The organism is Nocardia sp. NPDC046473 (genome assembly GCF_040645995.1).
GTDB lineage: Bacteria > Actinomycetota > Actinomycetes > Mycobacteriales > Mycobacteriaceae > Nocardia.
In genome coordinates this window covers 162,116-175,006 of the sequence record NZ_JBEYZJ010000004.1, presented here as the reverse complement: position 1 = coordinate 175,006, position 12,891 = coordinate 162,116, and the positions used below count along the sequence as shown (strand labels likewise).

Below are 12,891 nucleotides of genomic sequence, written 5' to 3'. Positions count from 1 at the left end.
CTTTCGGTGTCGGGAGATCCCGCCGCCGCGTGCGCTACAGTGACTCCAGGCAGTAGCCTCCTGGCCGGCCTTGGCTGCGGTGTCGACTCCCGTCCGCCTCGCTCCGTGCGACGAGCGAATCGAATGCCCCCTTCTTCCCGGTCGTCCCCTGACGCCGGACGTTTCTCCCTCTCCGAGACCGATCGCTGTCCTGTGCGAATCAGGTCGACCATGACGAACCCCAACCACACCACGAATGGAGTTAAATCCCATGAGTACCAACCCAATTACCATCGGCGCCGAGCGGGCCATTATCGAGGACATGCTCGACCGCAACCGTCAAGCGCTCATCGACACCGCCCGCGGCCTGTCCGATGCCGACGCCCGCCGCCGACTCGTCGCGTCGCTGACCACCCCGATCTCACTGCTCAAGCACGCCGCCGCCGCGGAACGCATTTGGTTCCAACGCTTCTGGGCCGAACTCGACGAGTCCGAATGCGACGGCTACTCCCGCCGCGACCTGGGTACCTTCGCCGTCGCCGACAAGGAATCCCTGGCCGACGTCATCGCCGAGTTCGAGCGCGCAAGCCAACGATCACGCGAGATCGCAGCCCGCTTCGCCCTCGACGACACCAAAGACAATCCCCGCGAGGGCACTGTCAGCATGCGCTGGACCCTGCTCCTCATGATCCAGGAGTTCGCCAGGCACGCGGGACACGGTGACATCCTCCGCGAACAGATCGACAATCCCCAAGTGCAACAGCCGAACTCGTGAAACTACGGCAACCTGCCGATCGTGCTTGTACGACAGGGTGGGATCAGGGTGTCGCCAGCAATCCTTGCGCCAGGGCTGCCGTGACGGCGGCGGTGCGGTCGGAGACGTCGAGTTTGGTGAACGCGCGCTGCAGATGGGTCTTCACGGTTGTCTCGCTGATGTGCAGGAGTCGACCGATCTCGGCGTTGGTCAGTCCGTGCGCGACATGACCGAGGACCTCCACCTCACGGGCCGATAGTGCCACCCGCGGGTGCTGCCGCCGGGAATGCAGCCGTGCGCTGACCGACGGTGCCAGCACGGTCTCGCCCCGGGCCGCCGCGCGCACGGCGGCGGCGAGTTCGGCGCGTGAGCTGCCCTTCAGCAGGTATCCGCTGGCTCCTGCCTCCACCGCGCGCACGATGTCGGTGTGGGTCTCGTAGGTGGTGAGGATGACCACCCGGGTGTCGGGACAGGCGGCCAGGATCTGTTCGGTCGCCGCGGCGCCGTCGACTTCGGGCATCCGCAAGTCCATCAGCACCACGTCGGGACGGAGCGCGGTGGCCACCGTTACGGCCTCCGTCCCACCGGCTGCCTCGCCGACAACAGCGAGATCGGCTTCCCGGGAAAGCATTCCGCGCAGACCCTCCCGCACTACCGGATGGTCGTCGACCAGCAGGACGGTGATCACGCCGGCACCACGATATCCACCCGGGTGCCCGTGCTCGAGCCGCTGGTAACCGTGACCGTCGCGCCGATCTCCCGCGCCCGGCTGTACAGGCCGGGCAGGCCGAATCCGTCGGTGTCATCGATATCGAAACCAATTCCGTTGTCCGCCACCGACAGTCGCACGCCTAAGTCGGTTCGGGTGAGTGTGACGTGCACACTGTCGGCGTGTGCGTGTTTGCGCACGTTGGTCAGCGCCTCTTGCACGGCACGCAGCAGCACCACCTCGGTCGCGGTATCGAGCTGTGGCACAGTCGGATCCAGCTGCACGACCACGTCGATACCCGTCTCGTCGGCGAGCCTGCGACAGCGCCGCCGCACCGATTCGGCCAACGGACCGGTGCCGAGTTCCGGCGGAGTCAAGGCCTCGACCATGGTGCGCGCCTCGACCAGGTTTTCCCGCGCGGTGGCTTCGATCAGCGCGATATGGCGGCGTGCGACAGCGGGATCCGCATCGAACTCCGACTCCACGGCCTGTGCCAGCGCCGCGATGCCGGTGAAGCCCTGAGTGAGGGTGTCGTGGATTTCCCGTGCCAGGCGGGCACGTTCGTCGGCCGTACCGGCTTCGCGGGACAGGCGCGCGACATCGGCGCGGCTGCCTTCGAGCTCGTGCAGTAACACAGCCAATTGGCCACCACGGTCGATGGCCAGCGTGATCGTCGCCCCGATCGCCGGGTTGAACACCACCGAGATCAGCGAGATCGTCAGGCCCATCGGCACTTCCGTCTGACTTATGAGCGAATAGACCAGTGGCGTGAAACTGATCGCGCAGGCGACCAGTATCGCCGACCGCACCGGCAGCGCCATGTAAATCAGTGCATACACCACCATCAGCGCCGCGTTGGCCTGTGGTGACCACCAGGCGGCAACGAGAAACAACACCAGTACGCCGGCCACGAACAGCACCGAGTTCCTATTCACCGCACGGCGATAGAACGCTTCTGGGTTGTTGCGGCGCGGTGCCAACAGCGCTGACCACGCCAGTAAACCTGCCAATGCCGCCAAACTCGTCCACATGTTCCCGGCGAACTCGCGCCGCAGGACGACCACGAGAACGCCGGTGGCGAGGATGCCGCCCACTACATACGCGGCCCAGATCCGGACCCAGGAGTCCCACCCCACCGCGGCCGGGCCGCGCGTTGTCATGCTTCGACGATAGCCCGGATCGGGCAGCCACGTGTCCTTCGAACGGTGGACGTTCACCCCGCCATATCGGCATACGCTGCGACAAAAGGCCACGTGAACAAGGGGATTCACCATGACGACAAGTTCGGTCACGCCCGATCCGACCCTCTACCCGCCGCGCTGGCAGCCCGCGTTGCTGCGCTGGCACCACACCCGAGTGTCCTGGTGGCAGTCGTGGAAGATCGCCGCTCAGGTGGCACCGCGCTGGCGCAGCCGCAGCGTCGCCGACTTCTACGGCACCGGGCTACCCGGCCAGGACGACATCGTGGTGGCCCGCATGCCATTCCGGCGCTATGTCGCGGTGCGCAGCCCGGAGCTGGCGCGCCATGTTTTGGTCACCAACCAGGCCAACTACACCAAGAGCGCGGACTACGACATTCTCGCTGTGGGACTCGGTCGCGGCTTGGTCACGGAGCTGGACGAGCAACGTTGGCAACAGAATCGGCGGCTGGTGCAGCCGGTGTTCGGCAAACGCAACATCGCCGCATTCGCGGGCCCGATCACCGACGCTGCTCGCGATTGCGCCGAGCGCGTTCTGCTGCTCGGTGCCGACGGAGCACCCGTCGACGTAAACGCCGAAATGAGCAGGCTCACTCTCGATATCGTCGTCCGCACCATGTTCGGTGTCGACCTGACCGGACCGATGTCGGCGATCACTGTCGCCCGCTTGCTGAGCTATTTCAGCTTCGGGTTCGTCGTGTCGCCCATTCGTCGGCTGCGCGCCCTCGCCGAACTCACCAACCGGCATGACCTACCCATGCGTGTCATGCGCGCGGCCAGTTGGCTGGTCGCGCCGGGTATGGTCGCCGATCTGCGGCACATCGAGCGGGTGATCGATCAGCTCATCGCCGATCACCGCAGCGGTGCGATCACCCACCGCGACAACCTGCTCGCGCTGCTCATGGCGGCATGCGACCCGGAGACCGGGCGCCGCTACACCGACGCCGAAATCCGGGACGAGCTCATGACATTCATCGGCGCCGGGATGGAAACCACCGCCACCGCGCTCGCTTGGACGTGGAAACTGCTCGCCGAGCACCCCGATGTCCGCGCTCGCCTGTACGCCGAACTCGACGACGTGCTCGGCGGTCGCATCCCCACCGCCGACGACGTGGACGCCCTGCCGTGGACGAAAGCCGTTGTCGCCGAGACCATGCGACTCTATCCGCCCGTCGTCGGGCTGGCCCGCGTTGCGAAAAACGATGACCTGCTCGGCGATTTCCCGATTCGAGCAGGCACCACCATCGTGATCAGCCTGCACGGTTCGCATCATCACGGCGGAGTCTGGCCGAACCCCGAGCGCTACGACCCGACCCGCTACCTGACCGAAAACCTGACAACCGCACAACGCCACGCCACCCTGCCCTTCGGTGCCGGAAAGCGCATGTGCGTAGCTCACGTTTTCGCCAACACCGAAGCTGTGCTCGCACTGGCGACTATCGCTCAACGCATCGGTCTGGACCTGGCGACCACCAAGCCGATCCGCCCCCAGCTCTCCTTCACCGGTGGCCCCGACGGACCGCTCCCTATGTATGCGAGCGACCGGGCCGTCGATCGCGACAGGAATCAGACCCTCCGTCACTGAGGCGGCGAATCGTCGCTGCGGTGGCGAATCGCGGAAACACGGACCCGACGAAGTTCGCTCAGTGGCCGATCGATCTGCTCACCGCGTGCTTCCCCTGCAGGGCCGCAACGACTTTCACAGCTGGCCGGTGCGCAGTACGCCGGTCAGCATTGGGAGGGCGAATTCGCCGCTGGTCTCGGGTCGGCTGGCGAGGAAGGCACGGATGCGGCCGAGGGTGGCCTCGCGTTCCGGCTCCGGCATGACCAGCATCCCGGCGCGGGTCGCGATGGTCGCGACCAGGGAGTCGGCGGTGCGACGCTGTCCGTGTGGGAACTCGGACTGTTCGGCTGAGCCGAAGCGGGCGCTCGCGTTGGTGTCGGGAAGGTGCAGGCCGGCCGTCGCGGCACGCCAGCTGCTGAACGTGTCGCGCGGGCCGATGGCCGCGCGTCCGCTGACTCGCTCGAGCCCAGCAATCCAGTCGACCCGGTCGTCCATGACATTCCACAGACCCGCCAGGACGCCGCCGGGTGCGAGGACGCGGGCGATCTCGGGCCCCGCGACGGCCATGTCGAACCAGTGCATGGCGTTTCCGGCCAGCACGGCATCGACGGACTCATCCGGCAGCGGTATCGCCTCGGCACTACCCGACAGGGCCCGGACATCCGGCAGCGCGCCGCGCAACTGAGTCAGCATCGCCGGATCAGGCTCGACCGCAACGACATCGACGCCCAACGCAACCAGTGTGACAGTCAACTTCCCGGTTCCAGCCCCGAGATCCAGCACCCGCGCACCGGGCGCCGACTCCAACGCCCACCGCACCGCAGCAGGCGCATAGTCCGGGCGGTGCTCGGCATACTCGACCGCCGCCGGGCCGAACGACAGGGCATGAAGTTCCCGCACATCCTGTTCCATACGGTCACCGTATGCGTGCCGCATAGCCGACATCCGCCTTTCGCCACGCCCGCTGCCGACCTGGGATGCTCAGCTATTGCGAGATACGCAGCTGGACAAATGATCACAGGGAACTGGTGCCGTTGGCCTCTCGGCCGATGCCAACCTCAATTCCCCATGATCACGTGACCAGTGCCGCCGTCGGGTCCTCAGCGAGCCGAATCCGCCGCCGGAGCGAACTCGAGGCCGGACGCTGCCGTACGAGCACCGTCTGCCTTGGCTGGCTGTCGTGCCGGAATGCAATGCCGCCGGGGTGATCTGATGGCGGTATGGCAGGTATGAGGATCACGGTGTGCCTCCCTTCGCGCGCGGCCGCGGGGGTGGAAGCCGCAGTCGCGGAGGCGATGGCGCCATTCGAATTCGACTACACCCGCGGCGTCTGATCAGCACTGTCGTCCGGCACGACAGAGGAGCAGGCGCGCGCTACGCGGAATCGGGTGCGGGTCAGCGGATTCCGAGGGCGGCGGCGGTTGGGTGCCAGAGGCGTTCGGCGGCCAGGTCGGGGGAGGGGAGTGGGGTGGCGCGTAGTTGCTGGGCGATTCCGTGACGGAGTCCGCCGATGACGAAGGCGCCCGCGCTGTCGGGGTCGATGTCGGCGGGAAGCTGGCCGAGGGCTTGACCGTGGCGGATGTTCGTGGCGGCGCTGTCGCTCAGGTGTCGGATGTTGACCGCTTCGAGCTCGGTGAGCTGCGGGTCGAGGGCGGTGCGGTCGAGCAGGACGGGGGCCAGGGGATCGGCGAAGTGGTACGCGACGAAGCGGTAGGTGCGATCGCGTTCGCGGGTGGCCCAGTCGGCGTCGGCGGGCAGCTGCGCGTCGGCGGTGGCGTGCCTGAGTCCTTTATAGAACGCGTCGTAAATCGCTGCCAGCAGACCACTTTTGGAGCCGAAATGGTGATAGAGCGCGCCGGTGCTCAAACCGGCTCGGCGGGTGAGCGCGCTGAGTTCCATGACACCGTTGCCGCGGACCAGTTCGTCGCGGGCGGCGTCGAGTAGTTGTTGACGTCCGATCGGTGCGCGTGCCATAGTCGGAATCATAACAGAACTCAGTTATGTTACCGGAGGAGCCGCCATGAGTACCGAAGTGTCGTCGTTGACGGACCTGGGCGGCGATCTGGCCGGGACCTACCGCCGGACCGCGAGCAGCGGCGAAAGCGTCGACGCGGCGGTCAGCGCGGCGGATCTGGCCGCGCTCCAGCGCGACGGATACGTGATCCTGCCCGATCTGCTCACGCCGCACGAACTCGATGAAATCCGCGAAGCGGTGGCGCCGCTGCTGGATCGGCGCGGCCGCAACCTGTTCGAAGGACAAACCACCCAGCGGGTGTACAGCGTGCTGAACAAGACCCGGAGCTGCGATCGGATCGCGGACCATCCGCGGGTGCTGGCGTTGCTCGACCGGTTGTTCCTACCGAACTACCTGCTGTCGATGCTGCAGGTGATCAACATCCTGCCCGGCGAGCAGGCGCAGATGCTGCACACCGACGACGGCTTCTATCCCTTGCCGCGCCCCCGCGCCGCGCTCGGTGCGGCGACGATCTGGGCGATCGACGATTTCACCGCCGACAACGGCGCCACCGACATCATTCCGGGCAGCCACCGGTGGGGTCACCGCATGCCCGAGGAGAGCGAGCGGGAACCCGTGGTGATGCGGGCAGGCTCGTGCGTGTTCTTCGTCGGCACCCTCTGGCATGGGGGCGGTGCCAATCGCGCACAGCATCCGCGCCTGGCCGTCACCGCCCAATACTGCGAGCCATGGCTACGGCCCCAAGAAGCGTTCACCTTGTCGACCACCCGCGACACCGTGCGCGCGGTGTCCGAGGACATCCGCCGCATGCTCGGCTACAGCATCCACCCACCCTTCATCGGCCAAGTAGACGGCATGCACCCGAAACGACTACTGGAACCCGACGCTCAACCTTTGTGACGGGCCGCTGCGCCCAGCACGGAGTCCAATTTGGCGAGGAAGCGGCCGAAGTGCGGGTCGCCGTCCGGGATGGCGAATGTGTCTATGTCCCACCAGCGTTCGGCGCTGAACTCGCGTGGGTCGAGGGGGTAGTGCTGCGAGCGGGTGCCGCGGATGAGGTACCACAGGCTGACGTCGTCGTGGCTGTCCGGGCCGCGGGTGGTGGTGATGGTCAGCAACAGCGGGTCGGTGCCGGTGATGGTGAAGTCGGCTTCGACGCCGATCTCCTCGACTGCCTCACGCCGCGCTGCCGCGAGCGGATGCTCCCCGGGATCGACATGCCCGCCGGTCGGCAGCCACAATCCGGCCAGGCGGTGGCGGCCGAGCAGCACCGCCCGCGCCGCCGGGTCGACGAGCACGACGTAGCTGACCAGATGCCGTCGCGGCGTCGCAGGTTTGCTGCGGCGAAATACGTCATCGGTGGACGCCAGCCAGGCCAATGCCTCCTCGATGTGCTCCTGTTCGAGCGTATCGAATGGTGCGATCCCACTGACGATCTCGGCGACGACGGCAGTCGCGGGGTTCATACCCGGGCACTGTAGCGACGGGCACCGACAGGAATCCGTGCCGTGGTTCAGTCCAGGACGACCGCGCGGAGTCGGGTTGTGTACATGCCGGCCCGGTCCAGGGCGTCGACGGCGGCGTCGAGTTCGATCGTCGCCTCCTCGAACACTTCTCGGGCGCCCGCCACACAATAGGCGGGCGTGGTGAGGGCGCCGATGCCGTCGGTGTCGATCAGCAAGCCCGAGGTGTGCAGCGCGCCATAACCCTCGGCGAGTTCGGTCACGCCGCGCCGCAACGCGCGCAGTTGCTCGAGCAGGTGGACGCGTCGAGCTTCCAAGATCAGTGGATCTGTCACCGCGGCTCCCTCGATTCCGGACGGTTCGTCCGCCCGTAATCTACCGCCGCGGGAAACACCCTGCCGCACACCCACTCTGGCAGCCGTGCACCCAGTACATGCCGGGTGTGCGGCTGCCACGGTGGGTGCCGAGGTCAGGCGGCGACGAGCTGGTGGTCGAGTCGCGCGGGTTGCAGGCGGAACAGGGTGATGCCGTAGGCGGCGAGCCAGACCACCCACATCAGCCAGGTGACGAGGCTGAGCAGGGCGAGTGGGTTCGGGTGGTCGATGATCAGGGGAGTGCGGGGCCGGAGTGGCTACGGGGTGGGTTACCCAGCGAGCTGGCCTACTCGTTGGCGCGCCACGCCGAGTAGGGCCGCTACGTCGACATCTGGAACCTCCTCGCGCCGAAGCTCTTTCACGAGCGCGACTTGTTCTGCCTTGAGTTCGCTCGTCAGGCGATCTACTTGAATCCGAAGCGCGGCGATGCGTTCGGTACGCGGTTGGATGTCGCGTGCGCCCCCGAAGTCGTCAACGATCAACGATGTGTCGACCTGAGAGAGCGGAACATCGAGTTTGGCTGCGATGATGGTGCGCGCCTCATAGTCGACGTCAGTGAGGTGCCGTGCCTGTCCGCACGGATCGTCACCGTAGATGTCGGGGATGATGATTTCCCACCACCGGTCGACGCGGTTCGCGTGAATCTCGTAGGTGATTGTCTTGCTCACTGTTCTTCCTCCTCCGTGCAATCACAGGACGCAACAGCCTTGTTGATGGTGCGGACAACTCCCGGCGAGATGGATTTGTGTCCGTCCGGGACGCTGACATCATGTTTGCCGGTGCGGCAACCGTCGATGGTGTGGCTGCCGGCGCTATCGCGCAACCGAGCCCAGCCCGCGGCTTTGAGAGCACAGAGCGTTCTTTCGTCAACACAAGCCCGCCAACTTGTACAGCACCAGCGAACCGGCGACGGCGACGTTGAGGCTGTTTCCGGTGCCGACCATGGGGATTTCGACGGCTGTGTCGAGGAGTTCCAGTCCTTCGGGTGGGATGCCGGTGGATTCGTGGCCCAGGACGATGATGGTGCGGCGGCGGGCGGTGGGGAGGTCTGCGAGGCGGATGGATTCGTCGGTGAGTTCTACGCCGACGATGGCGGAGCCGCCGGTGCGTTGGCGTTCGAGCCAGCGGTCTACGCGGCCGTTGATCCAGTGCACGCACTGGGGTTTTCGGAGGGTGTTGCCGTGGGCGAGGGCGTCGGGGATCCAGGGGCGGCGCGGGACTGCCATGCAGGCGCCGACGGCATCGCAGGTGCGCAGCATGGTGCCGAGGTTGACGCCGTGTTTGGGCCACAGCGGCGCGATGATGAGGTGATTCCAGCAGCCGTGGGCGCGTTGGCGGCGTTCGCGGCGCAGGTCGGGGCGGGACTTGGCCCGCGCGGCGGTCACCGGCGGACGGGAAGGGCCTTCCCGTGGAGCAGCACAAGTTTCATGAGAATGATGCTTCGCGGCGCATCGGGCCATCGACAGGGGCGAGAAGTGCCCGAGAAATCAACGACCTCCACGATACGGCACGGGCTGATCCGGCCGACACCAGCCGGGCCGAGGAGTGCGCCGCCGCCACCATCTCACGGCCGCAGGATCGAGACCAGAAACTCCGTCTGGTCATACACCGCCTTCTCGAAGACATCATCGAAGTAGATATCGAAATGCCCTGCCTGATAACGCTTCACGACCGCGTGTTTGGTCCGTTCCGCGGCCCGCAGCGCGGACTTGATCGGGGTGATCGAGTCGTTGTCACACAACGCGTAGAGCACCGGCATCTTCAACGACTTGGCGCGCTTGCCCGGCGAATCGAACAGTGCCGAAAAGGCAACGCGCGCAGCCACCTTCGGCTTGTAGTGCTCGCTCTCCTCGGCCAGCCTGCCGTTACCCTCCGGCACATCGGCCGCGCTCATCAACGCCGCCGACCGCTTGCGCCCGGCCAACCGGATGCCGACATGCTTGCGCCGCAGCGGCCCGATCAGCAGATCGGTGGCGGCGATCGCGGTCACCTTGGTCATGCTGATCGGCCCCTTCGCCATCGCGCAGGACCACCCGCTGGTGAACGGAACCTGGGCGACCACCGCGGCCAGGTAATCGTCGTGCGGCGCCACCGCCAGCACGTGCCCGCCGCTGAACGAGGTGCCCCACAGCGCGATCCGGGTCGCGTCGATGCCGCGGATGGTGCGCGCGTAGGCGATGGCGGATTGCCAGTCCTCGCGCTGGCGCCCGATCCGGATCACCTGCCGTGGCTCGCCTTGACTGGCCCCGAAATGCCGGTAGTCGAACACCAGCACGGCCATGCCCGCGGCGGCGAAGCGCCGCGCGTAGCGGTCGAGTCCCATCTCACGATTCGCCCCCAGGCCGTGTCCCATGACGATGAGTGGACGGGGCTTGGGCGCACCATCCGGACGGTAGAGCCAGGCGGCGCACTGCTCGCTTCCGGAGGGGAAGCCGACCTCGACACGTTCCATGGCAGCCAACCGTACTGCGTAGGCGGGCCCCGCGTCCTGGCGGAGTGTGCGGCGGCCAGTACTCTGATACGGCGGACGAGTTGGCCGGGCGACCGCGGCATCGGGAACGGGCACGTGTGTGCCGCCGCTCGACGCCGAGGAAAGTCCGGACTCCACAGAGCAGGGCGGTTGCTAACGGCAACCCGGGGCAACCCGCGGGACAGTGCCACAGAGAACAGACCGCCCACGGCCTTCGGGTCGTGTGGTGAGGGTGAAACGGTGCGGTAAGAGCGCACCAGCGCCCCGGGTGACCGGGGCGGCTAGGTAAACCCCGCCCGGAGCAAGGTCAAAGGTCGCATCGTTCGCGGTGCGGCTGCGCAGGTGTTCGAGGGCTGCTCGCCCGAGCCTGCGGGTGGACCGCTCGAGGCACCCGGCAACGGTGTGTCCAGATGGATGGTCGCCCCCCGGTGCGAACCGGGGACAGGATCCGGCTTACAGGCCAACTCGTCCGCCCTTCGAGTGCGGATCCGCCGGTGGTCGCCGGGCGAACTGCGCGTTAACGGCTGAGATCCACTCTGTGGCCAGATGATTGGGGCGACCGGGGCGGGCGGGATACCAGTACATTGTCGGTCGAGGTTTTGTGCGGTGTGTCCGATTCGGGGCCGCCGCAGGATCGACTGCTAGGAGATCGTCATCAACGTTCACACCATGCTGCGTCGCGCGAGCACCCTCGCATCCGCAAGTGCACTGGCCACCGTGGCCTGCGCCGGTGTCGCAGCCGCCGCTCCGACCACCACCCCTGCGACGCCACCCACCGTCAACAACGTCGACATCACCGCCGCCGCCGTGAGCGGCAGCGGGGTGGACGTCTCGGTGACCTACACCTGCGAGGCGACCGGCAAGGACGTGATGCTGCAGGTGTTCGTCCGCAGCACCGGCGAGGGCGCGGAGCAGACTGTCGGCGCCAAGACCAAGGCGAAGTGCAATGCCGAAAGCCAGACCGTGTCCGTCACCGCCGCGAAGATCGCGGACTTCGAGCCGTTCACGCCCGCCGCGGGCGACATGGTGCGCGTGGTCGGTTCGTTGGTGCTGGGCGACACCCAGCAGGGCATCCAGAACGGCACGGCCATCAAGCGGCTGACCGTCAAATAACACCAGCTGATCTTCTGCCGCAGCCGGTTCCGCGGTGCCATGATGGTGGTAGCCGCGGGGCCGGAGCGCCCAGGTGCCCGCTCCTGTTGCAGGCGGGCGCGATTCGGGGGCAGGCATGGACATAGCCGCCATTCTCGGCAGCATTGTGGGGGTGGGAGTGCTCGCCGGCGGCGTGCTGACGGCCGCCAGCGCGCGGGTGGTCACGCAGTTCGAGAAGGGGCTGATCTTCCGGTTCGGGCGGGTGGTCGGGACGCGAGATCCGGGACTGCGGATGATCATTCCGTTCGTCGACCGGATGCGTAAGGTGTCGACGCAGATTGTCACCATGCCGGTGCCCGCGCAGGAGGGCATCACCCGCGACAACGTGACGGTGCGGGTGGACGCCGTCGTGTACTTCCGGGTGTTCGACCCGGTGCTCGCGGTGGTGGAGGTGCAGAACTACCTGTTCGCCGTCGGTCAGGTGGCGCAGACGTCGTTGCGCTCGATCATCGGCAAGAGCGACCTGGACAGCCTGTTGTCCAATCGCGAGGAAATGAACAAGGGCCTGGAAATCATGATCGACAGCCCGGCATTGGGGTGGGGCGTGCACATCGATCGGGTGGAGATCAAGGATGTGGCACTGCCGGATTCGCTGAAACGCTCGATGTCCCGTCAGGCCGAGGCCGAACGTGAACGCCGCGCCAGGGTGATCTCCGCCGAGGGCGAATTGCAGGCCTCGAAGATGCTGGCGCAGGCGGGCGCGCAGATGTCGGAGTCGCCCGCCGCGTTGCAGCTGCGCCTGCTGGAAACGGTGGTTCAGGTTGCGGCGGAGAAGAATTCGACGCTGGTGCTGCCGTTCCCGGTGGAGCTGCTCCGCTTCCTGGAGCGCAGCACGCCGCAGGTGCCCGCCAATCCGCCTGCGCCGCAACAGGTACCGGTGGAACGGGCCGACGCGCCTGCCGCGGCCGCCGATCAACCGGCGGCACTGACCGATAAGCCTGTGGCAGCGGCCGAACAGTCTGCGGTAGCCGCCGGCGAACCCGCGGCGATCCCCCCGAGCCCCGGGCAACGACAGCTGGATCCGCCGGACGAAGCGCCGACGGAAAACAGCACCCGCACGTAACACAACCGGCGTATACCGATACGAGTACCGACGCCGTTTTTCGGCGGCGCCGTACGACCCGCACCGGTAGCACAACGTAAGGACCGGACCTATGTCCGTGCTCATCCCCGTCATCGCCATCATCGCCATGATCACGATCGGTTACCTGCTGAAATATCTGCCCGACTACCTGCCGTGGCTGAAAGAGCG

General features: G+C 66.8%; 14 protein-coding genes and 1 other RNA gene. 6 read left to right on the top strand and 9 right to left on the bottom strand.

Annotated features, from left to right (window positions below; all coding sequences use genetic code 11):
* Window positions 1–250: 250 nt before the first annotated feature.
* A complete protein-coding gene (locus ABZ942_RS15200) occupies window positions 251–754 on the top strand; it encodes a DinB family protein (RefSeq protein WP_357382194.1) in 504 nt (167 codons plus the stop codon).
* A gap of 43 nt (window positions 755–797) precedes the next feature.
* On the opposite strand, the gene ABZ942_RS15195 is transcribed toward ABZ942_RS15200, so the two are convergent.
* Both ABZ942_RS15195 and ABZ942_RS15190 read right to left on the bottom strand, forming a co-directional pair.
* Complete coding sequence (locus ABZ942_RS15195; protein ID WP_357382192.1) at window positions 798–1,421, bottom strand: response regulator transcription factor; 624 nt, start codon at window positions 1,419–1,421, stop codon at window positions 798–800.
* Entirely contained in the window at window positions 1,418–2,602 is a 1,185-nt protein-coding gene (locus ABZ942_RS15190) for a sensor histidine kinase (protein WP_357382190.1), read from the bottom strand. The genes ABZ942_RS15195 and ABZ942_RS15190 overlap by 4 nt, the downstream gene beginning before the upstream one ends.
* A gap of 112 nt (window positions 2,603–2,714) precedes the next feature.
* Here ABZ942_RS15190 and ABZ942_RS15185 point away from each other — a divergent pair, with 112 nt between their 5' ends.
* On the top strand, window positions 2,715–4,226 hold the full coding sequence (locus ABZ942_RS15185) for a cytochrome P450 (RefSeq protein ID WP_357382188.1): 1,512 nt from the start codon (window positions 2,715–2,717) through the stop codon (window positions 4,224–4,226).
* A gap of 114 nt (window positions 4,227–4,340) precedes the next feature.
* Here the strand turns inward: ABZ942_RS15185 and ABZ942_RS15180 are convergent, their stop codons facing one another.
* Together ABZ942_RS15180 and ABZ942_RS15175 are read right to left on the bottom strand one after the other, a co-directional pair.
* Window positions 4,341–5,117, bottom strand: a complete 777-nt coding sequence (locus ABZ942_RS15180; RefSeq protein ID WP_357382186.1) for a class I SAM-dependent methyltransferase — start codon at window positions 5,115–5,117, stop codon at window positions 4,341–4,343.
* 483 nt (window positions 5,118–5,600) lie between these two features.
* A complete protein-coding gene (locus ABZ942_RS15175) occupies window positions 5,601–6,179 on the bottom strand; it encodes a TetR/AcrR family transcriptional regulator (protein ID WP_357382184.1) in 579 nt (192 codons plus the stop codon).
* 46 nt (window positions 6,180–6,225) lie between these two features.
* Here ABZ942_RS15175 and ABZ942_RS15170 point away from each other — a divergent pair, with 46 nt between their 5' ends.
* Window positions 6,226–7,080, top strand: a complete 855-nt coding sequence (locus tag ABZ942_RS15170; RefSeq protein WP_357382182.1) for a phytanoyl-CoA dioxygenase family protein — start codon at window positions 6,226–6,228, stop codon at window positions 7,078–7,080.
* Here ABZ942_RS15170 and ABZ942_RS15165 read toward each other — a convergent pair.
* The 5 genes from ABZ942_RS15165 to ABZ942_RS15145 all read right to left on the bottom strand — a co-directional run bounded on the left by ABZ942_RS15165 (window position 7,068) and on the right by ABZ942_RS15145 (window position 10,469).
* On the bottom strand, window positions 7,068–7,646 hold the full coding sequence (locus ABZ942_RS15165; RefSeq protein WP_357382180.1) for an NUDIX domain-containing protein: 579 nt from the start codon (window positions 7,644–7,646) through the stop codon (window positions 7,068–7,070). The two genes, ABZ942_RS15170 and ABZ942_RS15165, sit on opposite strands and share 13 nt — an antisense overlap.
* A gap of 47 nt (window positions 7,647–7,693) precedes the next feature.
* Complete coding sequence (locus ABZ942_RS15160; protein ID WP_357382178.1) at window positions 7,694–7,978, bottom strand: hypothetical protein; 285 nt, start codon at window positions 7,976–7,978, stop codon at window positions 7,694–7,696.
* A gap of 308 nt (window positions 7,979–8,286) precedes the next feature.
* Window positions 8,287–8,685: a hypothetical protein gene (locus ABZ942_RS15155; RefSeq protein ID WP_357382176.1), complete on the bottom strand. Its 399-nt coding sequence runs from the start codon at window positions 8,683–8,685 to the stop codon at window positions 8,287–8,289.
* Window positions 8,686–8,883: 198 nt separating this feature from the next.
* Window positions 8,884–9,402: a TrmH family RNA methyltransferase gene (locus ABZ942_RS15150; RefSeq protein WP_357382175.1), complete on the bottom strand. Its 519-nt coding sequence runs from the start codon at window positions 9,400–9,402 to the stop codon at window positions 8,884–8,886.
* Between the two features lie 179 nt (window positions 9,403–9,581).
* A complete protein-coding gene (locus ABZ942_RS15145; RefSeq protein ID WP_357382173.1) occupies window positions 9,582–10,469 on the bottom strand; it encodes an alpha/beta fold hydrolase in 888 nt (295 codons plus the stop codon).
* Between the two features lie 76 nt (window positions 10,470–10,545).
* Here ABZ942_RS15145 and rnpB point away from each other — a divergent pair.
* The 3 genes from rnpB to ABZ942_RS15130 all read left to right on the top strand — a co-directional run bounded on the left by rnpB (window position 10,546) and on the right by ABZ942_RS15130 (window position 12,702).
* Window positions 10,546–10,959: RNase P RNA component class A (gene rnpB, locus ABZ942_RS15140), an RNA gene on the top strand.
* A gap of 197 nt (window positions 10,960–11,156) precedes the next feature.
* On the top strand, window positions 11,157–11,600 hold the full coding sequence (locus ABZ942_RS15135) for a hypothetical protein (protein WP_357382171.1): 444 nt from the start codon (window positions 11,157–11,159) through the stop codon (window positions 11,598–11,600).
* Between the two features lie 115 nt (window positions 11,601–11,715).
* Complete coding sequence (locus ABZ942_RS15130) at window positions 11,716–12,702, top strand: slipin family protein (RefSeq protein WP_357383173.1); 987 nt, start codon at window positions 11,716–11,718, stop codon at window positions 12,700–12,702.
* The last annotated feature ends 189 nt before the right edge of the window (window positions 12,703–12,891 follow it).